Below are 22212 nucleotides of genomic sequence, written 5' to 3' on the forward strand. Positions count from 1 at the left end.
AACTGCGCCTAAAAGGAATGAGCCCGGTACAATACCGGACTCATAACTCAGTTTTATCCTAACTTTAAACTGTCCAACTTTTTGGGGTCAGTTCAATGTCGCGATAGAAAGATTTCTTTCTATCACGACTGAGCCGTATGCTTTGCCTTTGTAAAAGGCAAAAGCCCCGGTTCCAGAAAACTGGAACCGGGACTTTTTGGATTCTTCGACTTCGAGCCTTCGGCTCTCCGCTCAGAATGACACCATACTACTTCTTAGAACGATGGCTGTTCTTGATCCATTCAGTCTTGTGGACTTCGGGGATATCGTCCAGCAAACGCAGGGTGTGCGGTTCGTTGGTGTTATCCAGAACTTCTTCCGGAGTACCCTGGTTCACGATCTTACCGTCGTGCATAATGAAGATACGGTCAGAAACGTAGTTTGCAAGACCGATATCGTGGGTCACGAACACCACGGTCATCTTCAGTTCGTCTTTCAACTTACGGAGATAATCCAGGATGTTTGCACGAACGCAGGCGTCCACCATGGAGGTAGCTTCGTCAGCGATCAACACCTTCGGACGGAGGGCGAAGATACGGGCGAGAAGCATACGCTGCATCTGACCACCGGACAGTTCGAAGGGATACTTGCCTTCGATGTCTTCGGGCTTAACGTTCACAGCCATGAGGCCTTCGTCAACGCGGCGGCGGATTTCTTCCTTGGAGGGCTTGTCCTTCAGGATGTTCAGAGCGTCTTCCAGCTGGCTACGGATAGTAAAGAACTGGTTGAAGCAGCCAAACGGGTCCTGGAACACAGACTGGACTTCGTTCCAGTGAGCCTTCAGGTTCTTGATGGGCTTGTCGCGATAGAGGAACTGACCGCGAGTGGGTTCGTACAGGCCAAGCATGATCTTAGCGAGAACGGACTTACCGCAACCAGAACCACCCACGATGGAGATGAATTCTTCGTCGTAAATGTCGAAGGAAACGTCCTTCACAGCAGACTTCAGATTCTTACCGGCACCAAAGTCCTTGCTGATGCGCTTGGCAGAGAAAACAACGGGCTTATTAGACAGCATAATCGCACCTCACCTGACGACCGCCAACAATGCGGATGTTCTGAGTATTCTTCTTGCAATCCGGGCATGCCTTCTTGCAGCGGGGAGCAAAGCGGCAACCCACGATCTTGTTCTTGAGGCTGGGAGGAGCACCTTCGATAGCTTCCGGATGGCGAGTACGCTGGGAAGCTTCGGTAGAGAGCATTGCGCCCATGAGTGCCTGGGTGTAGGGATGACGAGGATCCTTAACCACCTGTTCTGCAGTACCCATTTCAACAATTTCACCAGCGTACATGATGGCGATGTTGTCTGCCACATGGTACAGGAGGGGAAGTTCGTGGGTAATGAAGATCATGGTGCTGAAGATGCCCTTGTCCAGAAGATCGAAGATCATGGAGATCACTTCCTTCTGGGTAGAAACGTCCAGAGCGGAAGTCGGTTCGTCAGCGATCACCATCTGCGGGTTGAGCAAGGTGGAGATACCGATCACGGAACGCTGGCGTTCACCTGCGGTCAGCTGGATAGGATAGGAATTCAGCACGCGCTGAGTGTCCATGCCGAACAAGTCGAAACGTTCGCAAAGACGCTTGTAGATTTCAGCGGCGTCCATCTTCTTGCCGGGCTGCTGGTGAGCAGCGATCACGTCGGCAGCGATGTCCTTAATCTTACGAACCGGGTTCAGAGCGTTGAATGCGCCCTGAGGAATCATGGAGACCTTCTGTGCGAGGACATTTGCACGGACGTCTTCGATGGAACGGTTCATGAGGGATTCCATCTTGTCGCCGGACTTCACGCGGACATCACCCTTCTCAGGATAGAGAGGAGGAATGCACATGCCCATAAGGCCGGACACGAGAGTGGACTTACCGCAACCAGATTCACCAGCGATACCGAGGATTTCGCCCTGCTTCATGGAGAAGGACACGTCGGTAACTGCGTGAGTCTTGTCGCCGAAACGACCCAAGTAATAGAGGCCGAGGTTTTCTACTTCAAATACATTATCAGACATTTCGTTACCTCTTACTTGCGCAGACGCGGGTTAAAGACGCCTTCCATAGAAGTATTGATCAGGTACAAGGAGAACACGGTCAGAGTAACGACCAGAGTTGCCGGCAGGAATGCGATCCAGATGGAGTCAGCAAGAGCGCCGTTATCCTTAGCCTGGTTCAGGATGATCCCCAGAGAAGTGGTATCCACAGGACCAAGACCGATCATGGAAATGGAAGCTTCAGAAAGAATACCGGAACCCACCTGCATGATGAACACCATGAACACGTAGGACAGCAAGTACGGAAGCACATGCTTGATCACGATGGTCAGGGTGCTTGCACCGTTAATGCGGGCAAGGGAGATATGGTCACGGCTACGCAGAGAAGAAGCCTGTGCGCGGACTGCACGAGCAGACCAGCTCCAAGCGGTAAGACCAATCACCACGCCGATCAGGGTCAGGGAACGGCCATCCTTGAAAGCAGAGCTGATGAGCACGAGAATCACGAACTGCGGGATCACGATGAACAGGTTGGTGAACATGTTCAGGACTTCGTCAATCCAGCCGCCGCGGAAACCGCCAAACAGACCAATGAGAACACCGAGAGTAGTAGCGATGATACCGGCAAGGAAACCCACATAGAGAGAGTTACCCAGGCCTTCGATCAGCAGGGAGACATAGTCACGACCCAGGTGGTCGGTGCCCAGCAGGTGAGATGCGCTAGAGCCAGCATAGGGACCAGCGAGAATGTCACGAGCATGAGTGTCCACGCTGTAGAAGATCGGTCCAAAGATTGCGATCAACAGGGTGAGCACGAAGATAGAGATACCGACGACGAACATCGGAGACTTGAGAAGGTTTCTAAAGAGCTTTCCCATGATTACTTACCTCCCATCTGGAGACCAGCCTTAACGCGCGGGTCGAAGATTGCGATCAACACGTCAACGGCGAAGTTAGCAATAAGCACGCAGGTAGAGATCATCAAGGTACAACCCTGGATGGTAGCGTAGTCCTGCTTGTTAATGGCGTCGAGCATAGCCATGCCGAGGCCCGGGTAAGAGAAGATCATTTCGGTAATGAGTGCGCCACCCACCATTGCACCGAGGGACTGAGCCAGACCGGTGAGCTGCGGGAGCATTGCATTACGGAACACATAGGAAATAATCTTGCCTTCGCGAAGACCCAGCCACTTAGCATACTTCATGTAGTCGGTACCAAGTTCATAGATGGACATGGAACGCATACCGGTAGCCTGACCGGAAAGAAGGATGGGGAAGCAAGAGAAGAACGGAAGGATGTAGTACCAGCCAACGCTCTTGATGCAGGTCCAGGAGAAGGAGAATTCAGAAATATCCGGGCTCATGTTACCCACAGCCGGGAACCAGCCGAGAGTGATGGAGAACAGTGCCACCAAGAGCATACCGAACACGAAGTACGGAACACCGTTGAGGAACATTGCAACCGGGAAGAACACCTTATCGAAGATGCCGCGCTTGTAAGCAGCGAAAGCACCCAGGAGGTTACCGATGATCCAGCCGAGAAGAATGGTGGGAGCCTGAATCAGGAGGGTCCAGGGCAGAGCATTCTTGATGATGGTGGTAACTTCAGTGTTGTTGGTATAGGACTTGCCAAGGTCACCCTTGAACACGTTGCCAATGTAAGCAAAGAACTGAGAAATAGCGGAAGCACGCTTGGGTTCGGTCTTCATCACGACTTCGTCCACCATGATGGTGTCGATCTGTTCGTGTTCAGACTGAACCTTTTCCATGACGGCGATCTTTTCGACCTGAGCGACCTTCTTCTTGGTCTTCTTGTCCTTGATCATCACCGGCTTGCCCTTCTTGTTCAGGACAGGCTTTTCTTCGAAGACGGGTTCGCCGTTTTCGTCCAGCTTCTGGCGTTCAACCAGAACCGGATTACCTTCAGCGTCAACGTCCTTGACGATAGACTTCTTAACAACGGGCTGACCGTTTTCGTCCAGCTTGGCAACCTTCTTGGTAACCATCTGGCCGTTGGCGTCCAGTTCCGGTTCGTAAACAGCGTTACCCTGATCGTCCAGTTCAGCCATGCCGAAGGAAACCAGGAGTTCAGCCTTCTTCAACTGAGCTTCAGTGGGAGAAAGGCCCTTACCGGCCTGACCCATAATGATGTCGACCGGATCGCTACCGCCCACGCGGGGCAGAGCAAAGTTCAATGCCACTGCAAAGACGAAGGTCAGGAGATACCAGAACCCCTTCTGCAGGACATAGCGTAGCATAGGATATTGTTTAAGCATTTGTATTCCTTTTAACCTTTATTTTGCAAGCTTCAAGTTCCAGAGAATCTTGGTACCGGATGCAACCCAGGGGAGCTGGGCAGGAGCATACGGATTTTCAGCGGTGGGCCAGTTGGTCCATACGCGGTCGCTGAATTCGTAGAACTGTTCCGGCAGGTATACCAGCGGAATGGACGGCTGATCTTCCATGAAGACCTTGTTCAGTTCGCGGTAAGCCTTTGCGATTTCGGTAGAGTCAGTCATCAGAGGAATTGCAGACAAAAGCTGGTCAACTTCCGGACGGTATTCAGGAGAACCCGGCTTGTTGTAACGGCCGATGTTCACGCCAGCCCAACCACCAAGCGGAGTCCAGTCACGAGAGGACATGATTTCGTTGAAGCGGCTCCACGGCAGAGACGGGGTAACGTCAGCAACCGGCTTGTGCATCACGAGGTCGAAGTTGCCAAGACCCATAGCCGGCCAGTAAGCACCGCCATCTACGAAGCCTTCGCGAATATCGATACCAGCCTTACGCATACCATCCACAGCGATGGTAACCATAGCTTCCCAGTCGGTCCAACCAGCAGGGGAAGTAATGGACAAGGTAGGCAGGCGTTCGCCCTTGTTGTTTTCCATGTGGTCCAGAGTGCCATCAGAGTTGAAGACAGACTTGAAGCCTGCTTCGGAGAGCATCTGCTTAACAGTTTCCAGACGCTTTGCGTCGTCGGTGATTTCCAGATTTACGCCATACTTGGGCAGATCTTCGTCAACGATGTACTTGCCTTCCAGGTCGGTCGGCATGATGAGGCCAGCCTTCAGGGTGGAAGTGTAGTTAGAAACTGCGAACTGACGGAGAGCGGTGTAGTCGATAGCTGCAGCAAGTGCACGACGGAAACGCTTGTCGTTCAGAGGTTCCTTAGTGGTGTTGATCACCAGCATGGGCATTGCACCCGGGCGGAAGTAAGGCGGTTCGTTCCACCAGGTGTGGACGCCTGCGGAAGCCTTACGGTTAATGCGGGGGATGAAGCTCTGGGATGCATCCAGGTTGCCTTCACGCATTGCAATGGTGTTATGTTCGTTGTTCTTGTAAATCGGGTGAACGATGTACTTAGGAGCAGGCAGCTGGCCATTGTGGAGAGCAGCATTGCCCCAGTAGTCGTCGCGACGTTCCAGGATGATCTTGGATTCGTTAGCAGACTTCAGACCATACGGGCCAGAGACGATGGGGCTCTGATCCATGGGCATCTTCTTCACTTCGTCCAGACCCTTTTCCTTGATCATGGGTTCGAAAACGTGAGAAGGAGCGATACGGGTTGCCTGCAGCATGTCGCGAACGGTAAGCGGGTTGTTACGAGCCTGCTTGTTCACCATGAAGGACAGACGTTCGGTAACCTGACCTTCCGGTCCATTCTTCAGGGTATCTACGTGAATAGCGGAAATCTGTTCAGCAGAGTTGATAGAACCGCGGAGGAACATGAAGGTCACGTCGGTAGAGGTCACCGGCTTGCCATCGCTCCACTTTGCAGCGGGGTTCAAGTCAACAACAATGCTATCGTTATTGGACAGTTCTTCCACCAGGTGGCCAAGAAGGTCTTCGATCTGACCATTCAGGGAGTTGTACGTAATCAGCGGTTCGTACATCAGGTTGAAGCGTCCACCTACCGGCCAGGATGCAGCCCAGCTTTCAGCCAGGGGGTTGAAGGAACCCGGAGCAGAAGTCTGCTGTCCAGACAGGTAAAGGGTTTCCTGACGAGGCAGAGCGCCGCCAGCCAGTCCGCCTTCCGAAGATGCGTCGCCGCAACCGGAAAGGAGCGCACCAGTTGCCGTAAGCGCAAGCGCCGTCTTGGCAATCGATTTCAATCCAATCATTGTGTCCTCTTTAAATAAGCTATACAAAGCTTGTGTGAAAAAAATTCTCTCGTAATATAGTTTATGAATTCCATATTGTTTTTTTAAGCTTTGGAAAATGCGTTTACAAAAAGCGACAACACCGAAAAGCCCACCACATAAGACTTCCAGCCCATTTTATAAGTTTACGAAAGTTTACAAACTTAAGATTTGTCACCAGCTTATCAACAAATCACAGGACTATACAACCCTCGGCATATTCCGCCGTACCCAAGCGCTCGTGAATCAATAAATAGTTTATACATAAAACTACAGACAACATAAATAAACCCGCTATAAAAAAAAGAAAGCCCCGATTTTCATCGGAGCTCTCTTTAAGAGTTAGCCTCTAAGAAAGAATTACTTCTTCTTAGCGCAAGCCTTCTTGCAGCAAGCCTTCTTAGCAGCCGGAGCAGCCTTCACAGCCTTGCGAGGATCACCGGCGTAGACAGCAGCCTTGCCCAGTTCTTCTTCGATGCGGAGGAGACGGTTGTACTTGCAGACGCGGTCGGTACGAGAGAGAGAACCGGTCTTGATCTGGCCAGCAGCGGTACCCACAGCGAGGTCAGCAATGAAGGTGTCTTCGGTTTCGCCAGAACGGTGAGAAACGATCGGAGCGTAGCCTTCAACCTGTGCGCGCTTGATAGCAGCGAGGGTTTCGGAAACGGAACCAACCTGGTTCACCTTGATGAGGATAGCGTTAGCGATGCCAGCCTTGATGCCTTCGTCGAAGATGGTCGGGTTGGTCACGAACAGGTCATCACCAACGAGGTTGAGCTTAGAACCGAGCTTGTCGGTCATAACCTTCCAACCTGCCCAGTCAGCTTCATCCAGACCGTCTTCGATGGAGAAGATGGAATACTTGTCGATGAGCTTTTCATAGAGCTTCACCATGTCAGCAGACTTGAGGGTCTTCTTGGTGGACTTCTTGAAGGTGTAGGTTTCGGGCTTGCCAGCCTTGGTGTTCTTGTCGCAGAATTCAGAAGAAGCAACGTCAAGAGCGATCTTGATGTCGGTGCCGAACTTGTAACCAGCATTGGTGGTTGCAGTCTTCAGAGCTTCGAGAGCCTTTTCGAGAGTCATCACGCCAGTGATTTCGTAACCGAACTTGTTCTTAGCCGGCTTAATGCTTACGCCAGGAGCGAAGCCACCTTCGTCACCAACGGTGGTGTCGAAGCCACCCTTCTTAAGGACAGCCTTAAGAGCGTGGAAGATTTCGGTCACCATCTGGAGACCCTTGGAGAAAGTCTTAGCGCCAACCGGAGCGATCATGAATTCCTGGAAGTCGATCGGAGCGGAAGAGTGAGCACCGCCGTTAATGACGTTGCACATCGGGCAGGGGAGAGTGAGCTTGGTGGTGCCGTGCAGCTTAGCGATGTACTGGTACAGAGGCATGCCAGCATCATTAGCAGCAGCAACGCAAACAGCCATGGAAACACCGAGGATAGCGTTTGCACCGAGCTTGTTCTTGAGCATGCGGTTGCCATCGAGAGCGATCATAGCGTCATCAACTTCGGTCTGCTTAGCAGGATCCATGCCGATGATCTTCTTAGCAATCTTGGTGTTGACATTCTTAACAGCGGTGAGGGTGCCCTTACCGAGGTAAGTCTTCTTGTCACCATCGCGGAGTTCGCAAGCTTCGCGTTCACCGGTGGAAGCACCACTGGGAACTGCAGCGTGACCGGTCACACCGTTTTCGAGGGTAACATCAACTTCGAGGGAGGGATTGCCGCGAGAGTCGAGGATCTGGCGAGCAACAACGGACTTAATTTTAGAAGCCATTTTATTTGACCTTTGGTTAGAGTGAAAAAATTTTCAACTATGCAGCAATATAGAAAAAGGCGAATGACGTGGCAAAAGCATTTATGCTTTTGACATGTTTGAGCCGCACTATATGCGCTCGAAGAGCGCCATATAAAAAGTGTTTAGTGGTTAGGAAAATGCGGGTGAAAAACACAACACCCATAATGAATCCTCCTAACGATTCCTTTGTAACATTACGAACAAATTAAAAAAGTGAATTCGAACTTACCACACCATCAGGCGAATTCCCGCCCACAAGGTATTATAGTCAAAATCCGGATAATCTTCACCCATCACCACAGGAACCTCCATGGTGTAGGACACGGCACCACCAAGATAGACGCTTTCCGTTATGGGCCAGACCTCCCCAGCCCCTACGGCGACAAAGCCCGCGGATGCGCCAAGGTGCGTCCCGAACATCACGGACCGTCTGTCACTGAAGGGATAGAACGACGTTCCCATTCCCAAGAAAGTACGATATCCCCAGACATCCTTCTGCTTGGTACGGTCACAATATTCGTCGCCATCACGGTTGATTCTATGGTCGTCAATCTTGTAGTCCCCATAGGCAAAACCCAGCTCCAAATTAGCATACACGGTAAATTTACCGATCACGACACCGGCCTTAAAGCCCAGTGCGGGGCCAACGCCTTCAAAGCTGTCCTTGTCGCCATTTTGTTCATATTCCGTATCGAAACCGAAATAGGAAGCCCCTAACGACGCTTCAAAAAAAGTATTTGATTTTTCTCCCCCTCTGCAAACGCAGAAGTGAGGAACCCCAAAGACAACAGACATACCGTCGTTGCAATTCTCATGCGAACTCTCCTTTCACCCATTTTTCCTTTCCCAATTTCAAATATACTATCAAAAAAAAACAAAAAGCAAAAAAGGGCCTGCGATTTCTCGCAGGTCCCTTTTTGACGCCTTCGGCGTCTGCACTGCGGCTCGGTCATAGAATCAAGCATACTTGATTCTGCGACACTCACCTTACGTGCTACTCTAGGATACTACAAAAGAAAAGGTTCCACTTTTCAGTGGAACCTTTCCTTCTAGGAAAATTTCTTTCGCAAGAATTAGAAACGGAAGTGAGCGAAAGCCTTGTTAGCTTCAGCCATCTTGTGGGTATCGTTCTTCTTACGAACAGCGTTGCCTTCACCGTTCTTTGCAGCAACGAGTTCTGCAGAGAGACGCTGAGCCATGTTGGGTTCGTTGCGCTTACGAGCAGCGTCGAGCAACCAGCGGAGAGCCAGAGCCTTGGCGCGGTCCGGTGCGACTTCCATCGGAACCTGGTAGTTTGCACCACCGATACGGCGGGACTTAACTTCCAGCTTCGGCTTGATGTTGTCGAGGCACATTTCGAACTTTTCGAGAGCGGTTTCAGAACCTTCGATCTTCTTGTCGAGAGTTTCGAGGGTGGTGTAAACGATCTGTTCAGCGATGGTCTTCTTGCCCTGCTTCAGGACAACACCGACCAGTTCGGTAACGAGAGTAGACTTGTAACGCGGATCCGGGAGGATGGAGCGATGGAGAGCCTTTCTTCTTCTAGACATAGTTTACCTTCCTTTCCTTACTTCTTTGCCGGAGCGGCGCCTTTCTTCTTAACACCGTACTTGGAACGACCGTTCTGACGACCGTTAACAGCCTGGGTATCCAGGGTGCCACGGATGATGTGGTAACGAACACCCGGAACGTCCTTCACACGACCACCGCGGATGAGCACGATGGAGTGTTCCTGGAGGTTGTGGCCTTCACCGGGGATGTAAGCGGTAACTTCCATCTTGTTGGAAAGGCGTACACGAGCGATCTTACGAAGAGCGGAGTTCGGCTTCTTCGGGGTGCTGGTATAAACACGGGTGCAAACGCCGCGCTTCTGGGGGCAGGACTTCAAGGCCACGGAAGCGGTCTTGTTGCTGATCTGTTCACGTCCGTTGCGGACGAGCTGTTGAATAGTAGGCACTTTTTAATCTCCTAGATTTTTGGAGTGCAAATATAGTTCATATTTCCAATTATTTCAAGTACTTAGCGCAAATTACTCGGAATCATCCTCATCGGAGGAGCCAACTTCGTTATCCAGCATCTGGATATCGCCGGCGTTATATTCCTCGAAAGTTGCAGAAGCACTTGTCGGCCGAGCAGCTGCTTCCGCCTCAGCATCAGCGTCAACCACCTGGACGTTCCTCAGATGGCGGGCACCGGTACCACACGGAATCAGACGACCCATAATCACGTTTTCCTTAAGGCCCATGAGCGGGTCCACGCTACCTTCGATGGAAGCGCGGGTAAGGATCTTAGTGGTTTCCTGGAAGGAGCAGGCAGAAATGAAGCTGTCTGTTGCCAAGGAAGCCTTCGTGATACCAAGGAGCATCGGCGTGAAGGTCGCCGGAGTCTTACCGACAGCAAGCAACTGATCGTTGATTGCGCGGAGACGGGCCTTGGAAATTTCTTCGCCCGGGAGCAGTTCGGAATCACCGGAAGTCTCGATTCGGACCTTGCGCATCATCTGGCGAACGATACATTCGATGTGCTTATCTGCGATAGCCACACCCTGCAGGCGGTAAACTGCCTGGATTTCGTTAACCAAGTGGCGCTGGACTTCTTCAGGACCGATTTCCTTGAGAGCAAGGATATCGCGGGGATCCACGCTACCTTCGCTGATCTTCTGACCAGCACGGACACGGTCACCTTCGTTGACCGCCAGATGAACGCCGCGAGGAACCAGCACTTTCTCTTCGACATCATCCATTTTGATAAACACAGCCTGGTTGTTACGTACGTCTTCGATACGGTCTACCAAGCCATCGATCGGGGCAATGAATGCCCTGTTCTTCGGAGTACGAGCTTCGAAAAGTTCTGCGACGCGGGGAAGACCACCAGTAATGTCTCGGGTCTTACCTGCAGCACGCGGGAGCTTAGCAACGGTCTGACCGACGGTCACAGCATCACCGGACTTCACAGTCAGGATGGCGCCATCAGGCAGCATGTAGTTACCCAGCTTGGTGTTGGAACCATCCACAACCGTCACTGCCGGATGGAGGTCCTTCTTACCGTGCTGCTTGTCGCTAATAACGATCCAGGTTTCGTTGCCAGTGACTTCGTCGGTTTCCACACGATAGGTGCGGTTTTCGACCATGTCCGTAAGAACGACCTTACCGGAAACGTTAGAGATAATGGGGCTGTTATACGGATCCCATTCGAACATGACGTCGCCCTTCTTGACGGCTGCGCCATTTTCGACGTAGACGATTGCGCCATACGGAATCTGGTAACGACCCTTGTTAATACCTGTGGTATCGTAGATCACGAGTTCTGCCATACGGCTGGTAACAACCTTCTGACCTTCGTGAACAACGGTTTCCAACTGTTCAAGTTCAACATGGCCATCCACGGAGGCCTTCTTGTTGCTTTCAACAGTCAAACGAGAAGATGCACCACCGATATGGAAGGTACGGAGCGTCAGCTGAGTACCCGGTTCACCGATGGACTGTGCAGCGAGCACGCCAACAGCTTCACCCAGGTCAACCGGACGACCGGAAGCCAGCATACGGCCATAGCACTTGGAGCAGACACCAGTACGGGAGTCGCAAGTGAGCACGGAACGCATCTTGATGTGTTCCAGACCGGTAGCGCTGATCTTACCGAGATCGCGTTCCTGAACCAGTTCGCCAGCCTTCACGATGACTTCGCCGGTCACGGGGTGAACGATGTCGTTCACAGGTGCGCGACCCAGGAGACGTTCTTCGAGGGCGATGATGGTATCGTCACCATCCTTAAAGGCGGACATATCAATACCGTTAGTGGTACCGCAGTCTTCTTCGGTAATCACCAAGTCCTGACCAACGTCAACCAGACGACGGGTAAGGTAACCAGCGTCAGCGGTCTTCAGAGCGGTATCAGCAAGACCCTTACGAGCACCGTGAGAGGAAATGAAGTATTCCATCACGTTCAAGCCTTCGCGGAAGCAGGACTTAATCGGGTTTTCAATAACTTCCTGACCACCCAGCTGCTTGATCGGCTTCTGCATCAGACCACGCATACCGGAAAGCTGCTTAATCTGTTCGCGGCTACCACGAGCGCCGGAGTCAGCCATCATGTAGACGGGGTTGAAGCCATCGCGGTCGTTGGAGAGCAGTTCCCACTGCTTGCCTGCAACTTCTGCGGTAGTCTTGGACCACACGTCGATGGTCTGGTTATAACGTTCACCGTCAGTAATCACACCGTCTTCGTACAGGCTACGGATGTTGGACACCTGTTCTGCAGCCTTGTCCAGCATTTCCTGCTTTTCCTTGGGGATCACCATTTCGGCGATAGCCACGGAGGAACCAGCGCGGGTTGCCCACTTATAACCGTTGGCCTTCAGGTCATCCAGGTAGTCAACCGTTACGCGGTTGCCGGTACGACGGTACAGGTCATCGATAGACTTTGCAATTACCTTCTTGCCGAAGGTTTCGTTTGCGTAACCCAGGGCGTTCGGTACAAATTCATTGAAGATGATACGGCCGACGGTAGTCTTGATCACGTTCTCTTCCTTGAGGGTCAGGAACTTGATCTTTTCGCCAGACTTAACTTCAACTTCGAGAACGCCATTGTCATCCGGTTCTTCGCGAACCATGGTGCAAGCCTTTTCGACTGCGCCCATGTAGATCTTGCGACCTGCGGGGAGCTTCAGGTAAACGTAAGCGTTCAGATCAACCACACCGTTTTCGTAAGCGCGGATGGCTTCGGCGGGGTCGAAGAAATGCATGCCTTCGCCCTTGCGACCCGGACGGGGCTTGGTCAGGTAGTACAGACCCAGCACGATGTCCTGGCCCGGCACAGCAATCGGCTGACCGGAAGCGGGGTGAAGAATGTTGTTGGAAGACAGCATGAGGACGCGGCATTCCAACTGAGTTTCGAAAGACAGCGGGAGGTGGCAAGCCATCTGGTCACCGTCGAAGTCTGCGTTAAATGCAGTACAGACGAGGGGGTGCAGGCGGATTGCGTTACCTTCGATGAGCTTCGGGTAGAAGGCCTGGATACCGAGGCGGTGCAGAGTAGGTGCACGGTTCAGCATCACCGGATGGTCTTCAATAATCTGTTCCAGAATGTCCCAAACTTCAGGACGTTCTGCGTCCACGTACTTCTTAGCGGACTTCAGGGTATAAACGATGCCTTCTTCTTCCAAGCGCTGGATAATGAACGGCTTGTAGAGTTCCAAGGCCATACGCTTCGGGAGACCGCACTGGTGCATGCGAAGTTCCGGGCCCACCACAATAACGGAACGGCCGGAGTAGTCCACACGCTTACCGAGAAGGTTCATACGGAAGCGACCCTGCTTACCCTTCAGGAGTTCTGCAAGGCTCTTCATGGGGCGAGCAGAACCTGCACGGGCGGCGCGGCGCGGGCTGTCGAACAGCTGGTCAACAGCTTCCTGCAGCATACGCTTTTCGTTGCAGAGAATAACATTCGGGGCACGGATATCAACCAGCTTCTTCAAGCGGTTGTTACGGTTGATCACGCGACGATAGAGTTCGTTCAGGTCGGAAGTTGCGAAACGGCCACCTTCCAGGGGAACGAGAGGACGCAGATCAGGGGGGATCACCGGAAGAACGTCGAGAATCATCCAGGACGGCTGGTTAGCCAGCAGGCGGGATTCAGACGGATAGCGGTGACGGAAAGCTTCGTAAGCGTCAGCCAGGATGAACTTTTCAACCTTGCCTTCGTAGTCGGCCTTGAATTCGGCAACGGCTTCAGCAAGGCCCTTGAGCCAAGGCTGCTTGGTATCCTGTTCACGAGCTGCTTCCGGATTTTCGTAGTAGGACTTGAAGCTGTCCATCTGGGACTTGCGGAAAGAATCCACAATCTTGAGGCGCTTCAGGGCTTCGTCCTTCTTGGTCTTGGAAGTAGAGGTAGCCTGGATACGGAGATCTTCGGAAAGCTTGGTCAGGTCAACGCGGTCAAGCAGCTGCTTGATAGCGGAGGCACCCATCTTGGCGTCAAACTGACGGCCTTCGTTGGTGAGGTCCTGATACTGAGCTTCGTCGATCAGAGTGTTGGGTTCCAGATCGGTGGTACCCGGATCGATCACTACATACTTTTCGTAGTAGATGATGTTGTCCAGGTCCTTAGTGGAAAGGTTCAGGAGGGCACCGATGACGCAGGGCTGGTTACGGACGAACCAGGTGTGAGTCAGAGGAATAGCCAGTTCGATATGGCCCATGTACTTACGGCGAACGTTGGAGTGGGTAACTTCCACACCGCAACGGTCACAAACGACACCCTTGTAACGGATACGCTTGAACTTACCGCAGTTACATTCCCAGTTCTTCACAGGTCCGAAGATCTTTTCGCAGAAAAGACCATCCTTTTCGGGCTTGAAAGAACGATAGTTAATGGTTTCCGGCTTGGTCACTTCACCATGAGACCAGCTGCGGATCATGTCCGGTGCAGCCAGGTGAATCGAAATGTCACCAGAATTTTCAAACTGTTCTGTCATTTCTTCAGCCATATTACTTCTCTCCATTGGTCTGAATATTGAGACCCAAAGAACGAACTTCGCGAATCATAACGTTAAAGGATTCAGGTACACCCGGGCGAGGAGTGTTCTGACCACGGACGATAGCGTCGTAGACCTTGGAACGACCCTGGACATCGTCAGACTTGACGGTGAGGAGTTCCTGCAAGGTGTATGCGGCACCGTATGCTTCCATAGCCCACACTTCCATTTCACCGAAGCGCTGACCACCGAACTGGCTCTTACCGCCCAGAGGCTGCTGAGTAACCAGTGCGTAGGAACCGATAGAACGAGCATGAATCTTGTCGTCTACCAAGTGGCCCAGCTTCAGGTAGTACATGTAACCGATGGTCACGGGGTTCAAGAATGCTTCACCAGTACGGCCGTCATAGAGCTTTGCCTTACCGATGATCTTGTTGTTGTCCGGATCCATTTCGTAGTTAACGATGGGGTTCTTTTCGTAAGCCTTCTTGAGTTCTTCACAAATGTCTTCGAACTTGGCACCGTCGAACACGGGAGTGGTAACCTTGAAGCCGAGGGTCTTTGCAGCCCAGCCCAAGTGCACTTCCAGCACCTGACCGATGTTCATACGAGAAGGCACGCCCAGCGGGTTCAGAAGAATCTGCAGCGGACGACCGTCTTCGGTAAACGGCATGTCTTCGACGGGAACGATCTTGGAGACCACACCCTTGTTACCATGGCGACCTGCCATCTTGTCACCGATGGAGAGGCAACGCTTCTTGGCAATGTAGACCTTAACGCTCTTGAGAACGCCGGGCTTCAGTTCGTCGCCCTTAGTCACCTTGTCAATTTCCTTTTCCATGGTACGGGTCAAGGTATCCAGGTTGTCGCGTGCAACCAGCACGAGAGTGAGAACTCTTTCCTGAAGTTCGTCGTCGCCGACAACGAAGGTAGAAGCCGGAGAAACCTTGGTCACGTCGATAGCGCGGAGGTTCTGTTCGGTGTAGGTCTGGCCTTCGCGAATCAGGAGTTCATGAGTTTCGTTGTCCATCACCTTGCCAGCAGCCTTGCCGCCCAGCAATTCGAACAGGTGTTCAGAGCAGGATTCCTTGATCTTGTCGATCTGAACCTGGAAGTTAGCGCGGATTTCTGCGATAGTTTCCTGGTCCTTTTCCTTGCTATTCTTGTCAGCCTTGTCCTTCTTGCTGAAGACGCGGGTTTCGAGCACGATGCCCTTCATTCCCGGAGGAGCCTTCAGGGAGGTGTCACGTACATCGCCGGCCTTTTCGCCGAAGATTGCACGGAGCAAACGTTCTTCCGGAGACAGTTCAGTTTCACCCTTCGGAGTAACCTTACCGACGAGGATATCGTCAGCGGTAACTTCTGCACCGACGCGAACCACACCGTTTTCGTCCAGGTTGCGAAGAGCGTCTTCGCCAACGTTGGGGATTTCGCGGGTCAGTTCTTCCGGGCCGCGCTTGGTGTCGCGAACTTCCATTTCGTATTCTTCGATATGGATGGAAGTGAAGGTGTCCTTGATTGCCAGTTCTTCGGAAATGATAACGGCGTCTTCGTAGTTATAACCATTCCACGGGAGGAAGCCGATCAAAATGTTCTTACCAAGAGCCAGTTCGCCGTGATCGGTGGAGACACCGTCAGCCAGCACGTCGCCAGCCTTCACGAAGTCGCCAACGTTAACGATGGGCTTCTGGTTGATGCAGGAATCCTGGTTGGAACGTTCGAACTTACGCAGAACGTATTCGTCAATAGGATCCTTGCCGAGGAATTCGTAGTTTTCGCCGAGACCGGTGAGAGGCACAAAGTTGCCATCGACCATGTCGCCGCGTTCAACAACAACGTTACGAGCGTCAACGAACTTGATACGGCCATCGTGCTTTGCACGAACGACGGTACCGGAGTCGAGAGCTGCACGACGTTCCAGGCCAGTGCCAACCACGGGGGCTTCTGCACGGAGCAGAGGCACAGCCTGACGCTGCATGTTAGAACCCATCAATGCACGGTTAGCATCGTCATGTTCGAGGAACGGGATAAGACCTGCAGCCACGGACACGATCTGCATGGGAGCCACGTCCATGAGGTCGATACGGTCAGTTTCGAAGTCGTCGAGAGCGATGGAATCCTGACGCATGACGTGCGGGTATTCACTCTTGTCACGAACGATTACGTAACCGTCCATGTCGCCCTTGAAGCGGTTGTCGTCGGTGAGTTCGGTAGAAGCCGGAGCCACCTTGAATTCGTCTTCTTCATCAGCGGTGAGGAAGATGATGTAATCAGAAACGATCTGTTCAATGGTAGTGCCAACCTGTTCGTAGTCGGGCTTGCCGTTGAAGTCTTCAACAGTGAGGCCGTTACGGTAGTAGGTCACTTCACCTTCAGCGTCCTTGAATGCGAATACTTTGTTCACAAAGCCTTCGAAGAGGTCACGCTGCTTGTTGTCCAGGTTCATGCGAACGGAGTCGATCTGCTTCTTGGTCAGTTCCAGTTCGAGGAACAGGTGCGGATCGTGGACGAAAGCCTTGAAGATGCCGTAGTGCCACTTGGACACGGGAGCCTTCACGATGTTGCCCTGAGCATCCTTGAAGTCTACGAGACCCACGATACGATACGGGGTTTCGATGAAGCCGTACTGGTTAACGACTGCGAAGGAAGCGAGGGAGTTGATAAGACCGATGTTCGGGCCTTCCGGAGTTTCGATCGGGCAGAGACGGCCGTAGTGAGTGTAGTGCACGTCACGGACTTCGAAGCCTGCGCGTTCGCGGGAAAGACCACCAGGACCAAGAGCGGAGAGACGACGCTTGTGAGTAAGTTCAGAAAGCGGGTTCATCTGGTCCATGAACTGGGACAGCTGGCTGGAGCCGAAGAAGGCCTGCACAACGGTGGACACCATACGGGTGTTGACCAGTTCACGAGGAGTAGTCTGTTCGTCTTCGCCGTGGAGAGTGAGGTTTTCACGGATCACACGGGACATACGAGAAAGGCCTACAGAGATCTGGTTAGCGAGAAGTTCGCCAACGGACCTGGTACGGCGGTTGCCCAAGTGGTCGATATCATCGAGGGAGTAACCATCGGTACCATTGTAGAGACCAACCATGTATTCGATCATGGCGAGGAAGTCTGCCTTGCTCATGGTCATGGTCTGGTTGGACGGAATCTTGAATTCAGGACCGAGTTCAGCGAGGACTTCGCGGATTTCAGCCTTGTTGTAAATCTTTGCGTTCAGACGGTTACGACCCACTTCGCCAAGATCATACTTGTGGGGGTCGGTCAAGAACTGGCTGTCGAAGTAAAGTTCGGCAGTGCGCATGTCAGGAGCTTCATCCTGCTGCTGGTGAGTCACGGAGTAGATAGCCTTGAGAGCTTCTTCGCGAGACTTGGTCTTGTCTGCAGCCAGGGTGTAGTGCATGAGAAGATTGTCTTCGTCCTTGGAGAGAAGAACGATTTCTTCAACATCGCTCTGATCAAGAGCAGCGAGCTTCTTGTCGTCGAGAACAGTGTTAGCAGCGACGATCACTTCACCGGTGCTGGTGTCGATCACGTCTTCAAATACGATACGGTCGGTCAGGACGCTCACGCCATTTTCATCGATCTGGCTGAACATTTCCTTGAAGTTAACCTTGTCGGTCTTCTTGTAGAAGAGCTTCAGGATTTCCTGAGTAGTTTCGAAACCGATGCAACGAAGCATTGCGGTTGCGGCAAGCTTCTTCTTACGGTCGATAATGAGGTAAAGGACGTCGCCTTCGGTGTTGAATTCCACCCAAGCACCGCGGTGCGGGATAATGCGGCTCTTGTAGTCAGTACGGCCGGTGGGCTGGAGTTCGTCAGAGAAGCTAACGCCATAAGAACGGTGCAACTGAGAAACGACAACGCGTTCAGCGCCATTGACGATGAACGTACCATTTTCAGTCATGATCGGGAGTTCGCAAACCAGAACGTCATTCTTGACTTCTTCCTTGAGCTTGCGATCTTCGCCATCTTCTTCGAAAATCTGAAGAGACAGAGTTGCGAAGAGTTCCATGGAATACGTGAGTCCGCGTTCGCGGCACTCGGGGATGCTGTATTTCGGGATACCGAAATAATATCCTTCGTAGTTCAGGGAGAAAAGACCCTTAACATCTGTAATCGGGAAGATATCCTTAAACACGCGCTGCAGACCAACGGTCAGGCGCTTTTCTTGGGGGATATCCTTCTGAAGGAATTGCTCGTACGAAGCCTTCTGGACTTCGATCAGGTACGGGAGTTCCAGCTGGAACTTGTTGGAGGAATAGCTTTTTCGCTCCGTCGTCATTTGAAATACCTCATCCGGTGAAGAGCTTTTTTTTGTCGAAAAATAGCAAAAAAATCTCTATACACCAAAAGCCCACACATAAAGTGCAGGCATTTGGCGTACTAAAGATTTAGTGAAGTGAAAGCATTACTTCAGTGCAACCTTGGCACCGAGGTCTTCCAGTTCCTTCTTGAGCTTTTCAGCGTCAGCCTTCGGCATTGCTTCCTTAACGACGCTGTTGGCCTTCTCGACGAGGTCCTTAGCTTCCTTAAGGCCGAGACCGGTGATAGCGCGGACAGCCTTGAGGACGTCCATCTTCTTAGCACCGCATTCGACGAGGATAACGTCGAATTCAGTCTTAGCTTCTTCTGCGGGAGCAGCAGCAGCAGCCATAACTACAGCACCACCTGCAGCAGCTTCAATGCCGTGGGTTTCCTTGAGGTAGTCAGCGAGAGCCTTAGCTTCGAGAAGAGTGAGAGCAACAATCTGATCGCCCAATGCCTTAATATCAGTTGCCATAATGTGTATCTCCAATTATTCCGTTTAAATGTTTGGATTTGTGGTTTGTTAATTAAGCTTCCGGAGCGGCTTCTGCAGCCGGTGCTTCGGAGGAACCCTCTTCCAGCTTTTCCTGGAGAGTCTTGATCTGACCGGCGATGGTAGAACCCGGGCCCAGAGCCATAGAGACGATCATTGCGATCATGCCCTTACGATCCGGAATCTTAGCCAGGTTAACAACTTCGGTACCAGGCATCGGCTTTCCGTCGAGGAAGATGCTCTTGGAGATCAAGAAGTCGGGGTTTGCTTTATGGAATGCTTCGATTTCGCGAGCAGGCAGAAGCGGGTCTTCTTCGAAACCAACCATCACAGAAGTTGCGCCGGTCAGTTGTTCGTCAAGACCTTCGACCTTCAGAGCAGCGAGTACGCGCTTGAGAAGAGTATTCTTCACAGCCTTGTACTTGACACCCTTAGAGGTCAGTGCCTTACGGAGGGCATTGTCCTTATCAACGGTCATACCCTGATAGTTGAGCAGATAGACAGCGGTAGCACCCTGGAAGGATTCTACGATAGCGTCCACGGTCTGTTGTTTCTTAACTACAGCTTTCATGGTGTATCTCCTAGCGTGTCATTGCCAAATCAAGTTTGATGCCCGGAGCCATCGTTGCGGACAACGTAAGGCTCTTAATGTAAGTGCCCTTGGAAGTCTGGGGCTTAGCCTTCACAACAGAGTCGATGACAGCCTTGGTGTTTTCAACCAGCTGATCGAGAGTGAAGGAGAGCTTGCCAACGGGAGCATGTACGTTTGCACCCTTGTCAACGCGGTACTGAATCTTACCGGCCTTGAGTTCCTTAACAGTCTGTGCTACGTTGATAGTCACAGTGCCTGCCTTGGGGGACGGCATCAAACCACGAGGACCGAGAACCTTGGCAACCTTGCTGATCACCGGCATCATGTCGGGAGTAGCAACGACTGCGTCAAAGTCCAGCCAGCCTTCCTGAATCTTCTGAACCAAGTCAGCGCCACCTGCGTAATCAGCACCAGCAGCCTTAGCAACTTCAAGGTTATTGTCCTTGCAGAATACCAAAACGCGGACCTGACGACCGGTACCGTGAGGCAGCACGACAGTGCCACGAACCACTTGGTCGGAATGTTTAGGATCCACACCGAGGTTAAAATGAATTTCGACGGTCTGGTCGAACTTCACCTCGGACTTTTTAAGAATTTCGAGAGCGGAAGTCAGATCGTATGCCTTGTTGCGTTCGATAGCTTCAGCAATCTTCTTGTATTTTTTTCCTCTGAACATGAAGTTTTCCTGTCAGATACGTAACGGTGAATTACCTGCCTCAGTCAACCACTTCAACACCCATGGAGCGGGCAGTGCCTGCAACCATGCGCATAGCGGCTTCGAGGTCGATTGTGTTAAGATCCGGCATCTTCTTCTGAGCGATTTCCTGGATCTGGGCCTTAGTGATCTTTGCAACCTTCTTACGGTTGGGTTCACCAGAGCCACTTTCAATGCCGACAGCCTTCTTAATGAGGGCCGGAACCGGCGAAACCTTCGTGATGAAGGTAAAGCTCTTATCAGCATAGACAGTGATAACCACGGGAATGATCATTCCCTTGGCGTCCTGAGTCTTTGCATTGAACTGCTTACAGAATTCCATGATGTTCACACCCTTCTGACCAAGGGCGGGACCTACGGGAGGAGCCGGATTAGCTGCACCACCGGGAATCTGGAGCTTAATATAACCTGTGATTTTCTTTGCCACTGTATTATCTCCGTGTCAAAAACCGTAACATTAAACGTTGTCGGACTCAACCTGGTTAAAGGCAAGTTCAACAGGCGTAGAGCGACCGAATACGGTAACCATGACCTTGATCTTGGAATCCATAATCTCGTCTACGACGCCCACAAAGTCCTTGAAGGGACCTTCCTTGATGCGGACATTTTCGCCAATTGTGTACGGAATTTGGATCTCACCTTCTGCAGAATTACTAGGATCAACTCCAAGAAGGCGATCGACCTCGCTCTGTGTTAAAGGAATGGCCACACGCTTAGTCTGGGTCATTCCAAGGAAATGGGTGACGCCATTAATGTTCATCACCAAATGCTGGGTGAGCTCGTCCAGCACCATTTCAATGATTACGTACGTCGGCATGGTGTTCAGTGTAGATACGCGACGACGACCGCGAACGGTAGAAACCACTTCGCGAGTCGGCACGATAATCTGACCGAACCTGTCTTGAACGCCTTCGCGTTCAATCATCTGCTCGATACGTTTTTTAATGTTGTTTTCTTGACCGGAAAAGGTGTGGATTGCATACCAACGCATCATAATGATTAACCTCTTCCCATAATCTTTTCAACAACCCAAGAGAGACCAACGTCTAAGCCAGCAATATAGCATCCCATGATAACGCTGAAAAGAATTACCACGAGAGTAGAACCCTTGAGTTCTTCCCAAGTAGGCCAAGTAACCTGTTTTAATTCTTGGATGGATTCCTTGACATATTGCTTGATCTTACGCATGTTGACTCCGGGAAGTGAGCAGGTCGGGAGGGACTCGAACCCCCAACCAACGGTTTTGGAGACCGTGACTCTACCAATTGAGCTACCGACCTATTCGGACTTCCTTACTTGGATTCCTTGTGAACAGTATGCTTGCGGCAGAAACGGCAGTACTTCTTGTACTCTACGCGAGAGGGGTGAAGACGCTTATTCTTATCGCAATCATAGTTGCGCTGATTGCATTCTGTGCATTCGAGCACGATGAGTTCTCTAGGCATTGTATATCCCGATTACTTGATGATTTCGGTTACGGAACCAGCACCAACGGTACGGCCACCTTCGCGGATAGCAAAGCGGAGCTGCTTTTCCATAGCGATCGGAGCAATCAAAGTGGTGTGGATAGTCACGGTGTCACCCGGGGTCACCATTTCGACACCTTCCGGCAGCTGGATGGTACCAGTAACGTCGGTAGTGCGGAAGTAGAACTGGGGACGATA

18 protein-coding genes, 1 tRNA gene and 1 pseudogene are annotated in these 22212 nt (G+C 51.8%); all 20 read right to left on the bottom strand.

Going from position 1 to position 22212, the window contains the following annotated elements:
* Nucleotides 1-247 precede the first annotated feature (247 nt).
* Complete coding sequence (locus BUB59_RS13830) at nucleotides 248-1057, bottom strand: ABC transporter ATP-binding protein (RefSeq protein WP_073231019.1); 810 nt, start codon at nucleotides 1055-1057, stop codon at nucleotides 248-250.
* Nucleotides 1047-2045: an ABC transporter ATP-binding protein gene (locus tag BUB59_RS13835; RefSeq protein WP_073231022.1), complete on the bottom strand. Its 999-nt coding sequence runs from the start codon at nucleotides 2043-2045 to the stop codon at nucleotides 1047-1049. Before BUB59_RS13835 ends, BUB59_RS13830 begins: the two co-directional genes overlap by 11 nt.
* Before the next feature lie 11 nt (nucleotides 2046-2056).
* On the bottom strand, nucleotides 2057-2902 hold the full coding sequence (locus BUB59_RS13840) for an ABC transporter permease (RefSeq protein WP_073231024.1): 846 nt from the start codon (nucleotides 2900-2902) through the stop codon (nucleotides 2057-2059).
* Nucleotides 2903-2904: 2 nt separating this feature from the next.
* Entirely contained in the window at nucleotides 2905-4299 is a 1395-nt protein-coding gene (locus BUB59_RS13845; RefSeq protein WP_073231027.1) for an ABC transporter permease, read from the bottom strand.
* Nucleotides 4300-4317: 18 nt separating this feature from the next.
* Nucleotides 4318-6147 carry an ABC transporter substrate-binding protein gene (locus BUB59_RS13850; RefSeq protein WP_073231030.1) on the bottom strand — a complete coding sequence of 610 codons (1830 nt, stop codon included), beginning with the start codon at nucleotides 6145-6147 and terminating at the stop codon, nucleotides 4318-4320.
* 378 nt (nucleotides 6148-6525) lie between these two features.
* Entirely contained in the window at nucleotides 6526-7947 is a 1422-nt protein-coding gene (eno, locus tag BUB59_RS13855) for a phosphopyruvate hydratase (protein WP_073231033.1), read from the bottom strand.
* A 246-nt stretch (nucleotides 7948-8193) separates the two neighbouring features.
* On the bottom strand, nucleotides 8194-8763 hold the full coding sequence (locus BUB59_RS13860) for a hypothetical protein (protein WP_073231036.1): 570 nt from the start codon (nucleotides 8761-8763) through the stop codon (nucleotides 8194-8196).
* A 278-nt stretch (nucleotides 8764-9041) separates the two neighbouring features.
* Nucleotides 9042-9518 carry a 30S ribosomal protein S7 gene (gene rpsG / locus BUB59_RS13865; RefSeq protein ID WP_073231038.1) on the bottom strand — a complete coding sequence of 159 codons (477 nt, stop codon included), beginning with the start codon at nucleotides 9516-9518 and terminating at the stop codon, nucleotides 9042-9044.
* A gap of 17 nt (nucleotides 9519-9535) precedes the next feature.
* On the bottom strand, nucleotides 9536-9925 hold the full coding sequence (gene rpsL / locus BUB59_RS13870) for a 30S ribosomal protein S12 (protein WP_072980597.1): 390 nt from the start codon (nucleotides 9923-9925) through the stop codon (nucleotides 9536-9538).
* Nucleotides 9926-9997: 72 nt separating this feature from the next.
* A complete protein-coding gene (gene rpoC / locus BUB59_RS13875; protein WP_073231040.1) occupies nucleotides 9998-14452 on the bottom strand; it encodes a DNA-directed RNA polymerase subunit beta' in 4455 nt (1484 codons plus the stop codon).
* 1 nt (nucleotide 14453) lies between these two features.
* A complete protein-coding gene (rpoB, locus tag BUB59_RS13880; protein WP_073231042.1) occupies nucleotides 14454-18725 on the bottom strand; it encodes a DNA-directed RNA polymerase subunit beta in 4272 nt (1423 codons plus the stop codon).
* A 126-nt stretch (nucleotides 18726-18851) separates the two neighbouring features.
* Nucleotides 18852-19223, bottom strand: a complete 372-nt coding sequence (rplL, locus tag BUB59_RS13885; protein WP_073231044.1) for a 50S ribosomal protein L7/L12 — start codon at nucleotides 19221-19223, stop codon at nucleotides 18852-18854.
* A 52-nt stretch (nucleotides 19224-19275) separates the two neighbouring features.
* Nucleotides 19276-19812, bottom strand: a complete 537-nt coding sequence (gene rplJ, locus BUB59_RS13890; RefSeq protein ID WP_073231048.1) for a 50S ribosomal protein L10 — start codon at nucleotides 19810-19812, stop codon at nucleotides 19276-19278.
* Nucleotides 19813-19822: 10 nt separating this feature from the next.
* Nucleotides 19823-20509: a 50S ribosomal protein L1 gene (gene rplA / locus BUB59_RS13895; RefSeq protein ID WP_073231051.1), complete on the bottom strand. Its 687-nt coding sequence runs from the start codon at nucleotides 20507-20509 to the stop codon at nucleotides 19823-19825.
* A gap of 40 nt (nucleotides 20510-20549) precedes the next feature.
* Nucleotides 20550-20975: a 50S ribosomal protein L11 gene (gene rplK, locus BUB59_RS13900; protein ID WP_073231053.1), complete on the bottom strand. Its 426-nt coding sequence runs from the start codon at nucleotides 20973-20975 to the stop codon at nucleotides 20550-20552.
* Between the two features lie 30 nt (nucleotides 20976-21005).
* Nucleotides 21006-21542 (bottom strand): transcription termination/antitermination protein NusG, encoded by a 537-nt coding sequence (gene nusG / locus BUB59_RS13905; RefSeq protein WP_234980074.1) that lies wholly within the window; start codon nucleotides 21540-21542, stop codon nucleotides 21006-21008.
* Between the two features lie 5 nt (nucleotides 21543-21547).
* Nucleotides 21548-21736, bottom strand: coding sequence for a preprotein translocase subunit SecE (secE, locus tag BUB59_RS13910; protein ID WP_073231058.1), 189 nt, complete (start codon nucleotides 21734-21736; stop codon nucleotides 21548-21550).
* 19 nt (nucleotides 21737-21755) lie between these two features.
* A tRNA-Trp gene (locus BUB59_RS13915) sits at nucleotides 21756-21828 on the bottom strand.
* A gap of 12 nt (nucleotides 21829-21840) precedes the next feature.
* On the bottom strand, nucleotides 21841-21993 hold the full coding sequence (gene rpmG / locus BUB59_RS13920; protein WP_014545993.1) for a 50S ribosomal protein L33: 153 nt from the start codon (nucleotides 21991-21993) through the stop codon (nucleotides 21841-21843).
* Nucleotides 21994-22005: 12 nt separating this feature from the next.
* Nucleotides 22006-22212 (bottom strand): annotated as a pseudogene (tuf, locus tag BUB59_RS13925) (elongation factor Tu); the annotation flags it as partial.

Source organism: Fibrobacter sp. UWEL (assembly GCF_900142535.1).
Taxonomy (GTDB): Bacteria; Fibrobacterota; Fibrobacteria; order Fibrobacterales; family Fibrobacteraceae; genus Fibrobacter.

Excerpts from the sequence above, each read along its gene's own strand:
- BUB59_RS13830 (WP_073231019.1), bottom strand. The coding sequence starts at position 1,057 with ATGCTGTCTAATAAGCCCGTTGTTTTCTCTGCCAAGCGCATCAGCAAG.
- BUB59_RS13835 (WP_073231022.1), bottom strand. The coding sequence starts at position 2,045 with ATGTCTGATAATGTATTTGAAGTAGAAAACCTCGGCCTCTATTACTTG.
- BUB59_RS13840 (WP_073231024.1), bottom strand. The coding sequence starts at position 2,902 with ATGGGAAAGCTCTTTAGAAACCTTCTCAAGTCTCCGATGTTCGTCGTC.
- BUB59_RS13845 (WP_073231027.1), bottom strand. The coding sequence starts at position 4,299 with ATGCTTAAACAATATCCTATGCTACGCTATGTCCTGCAGAAGGGGTTC.
- BUB59_RS13850 (WP_073231030.1), bottom strand. The coding sequence starts at position 6,147 with ATGATTGGATTGAAATCGATTGCCAAGACGGCGCTTGCGCTTACGGCA.
- eno (WP_073231033.1), bottom strand. The coding sequence starts at position 7,947 with ATGGCTTCTAAAATTAAGTCCGTTGTTGCTCGCCAGATCCTCGACTCT.
- BUB59_RS13860 (WP_073231036.1), bottom strand. The coding sequence starts at position 8,763 with ATGTCTGTTGTCTTTGGGGTTCCTCACTTCTGCGTTTGCAGAGGGGGA.
- rpsG (WP_073231038.1), bottom strand. The coding sequence starts at position 9,518 with ATGTCTAGAAGAAGAAAGGCTCTCCATCGCTCCATCCTCCCGGATCCG.
- rpoC (WP_073231040.1), bottom strand. The coding sequence starts at position 14,452 with ATGGCTGAAGAAATGACAGAACAGTTTGAAAATTCTGGTGACATTTCG.
- rpoB (WP_073231042.1), bottom strand. The coding sequence starts at position 18,725 with ATGACGACGGAGCGAAAAAGCTATTCCTCCAACAAGTTCCAGCTGGAA.
- rplL (WP_073231044.1), bottom strand. The coding sequence starts at position 19,223 with ATGGCAACTGATATTAAGGCATTGGGCGATCAGATTGTTGCTCTCACT.
- rplJ (WP_073231048.1), bottom strand. The coding sequence starts at position 19,812 with ATGAAAGCTGTAGTTAAGAAACAACAGACCGTGGACGCTATCGTAGAA.
- rplA (WP_073231051.1), bottom strand. The coding sequence starts at position 20,509 with ATGTTCAGAGGAAAAAAATACAAGAAGATTGCTGAAGCTATCGAACGC.
- nusG (WP_234980074.1), bottom strand. The coding sequence starts at position 21,542 with ATGATGCGTTGGTATGCAATCCACACCTTTTCCGGTCAAGAAAACAAC.
- secE (WP_073231058.1), bottom strand. The coding sequence starts at position 21,736 with ATGCGTAAGATCAAGCAATATGTCAAGGAATCCATCCAAGAATTAAAA.
- rpmG (WP_014545993.1), bottom strand. The coding sequence starts at position 21,993 with ATGCCTAGAGAACTCATCGTGCTCGAATGCACAGAATGCAATCAGCGC.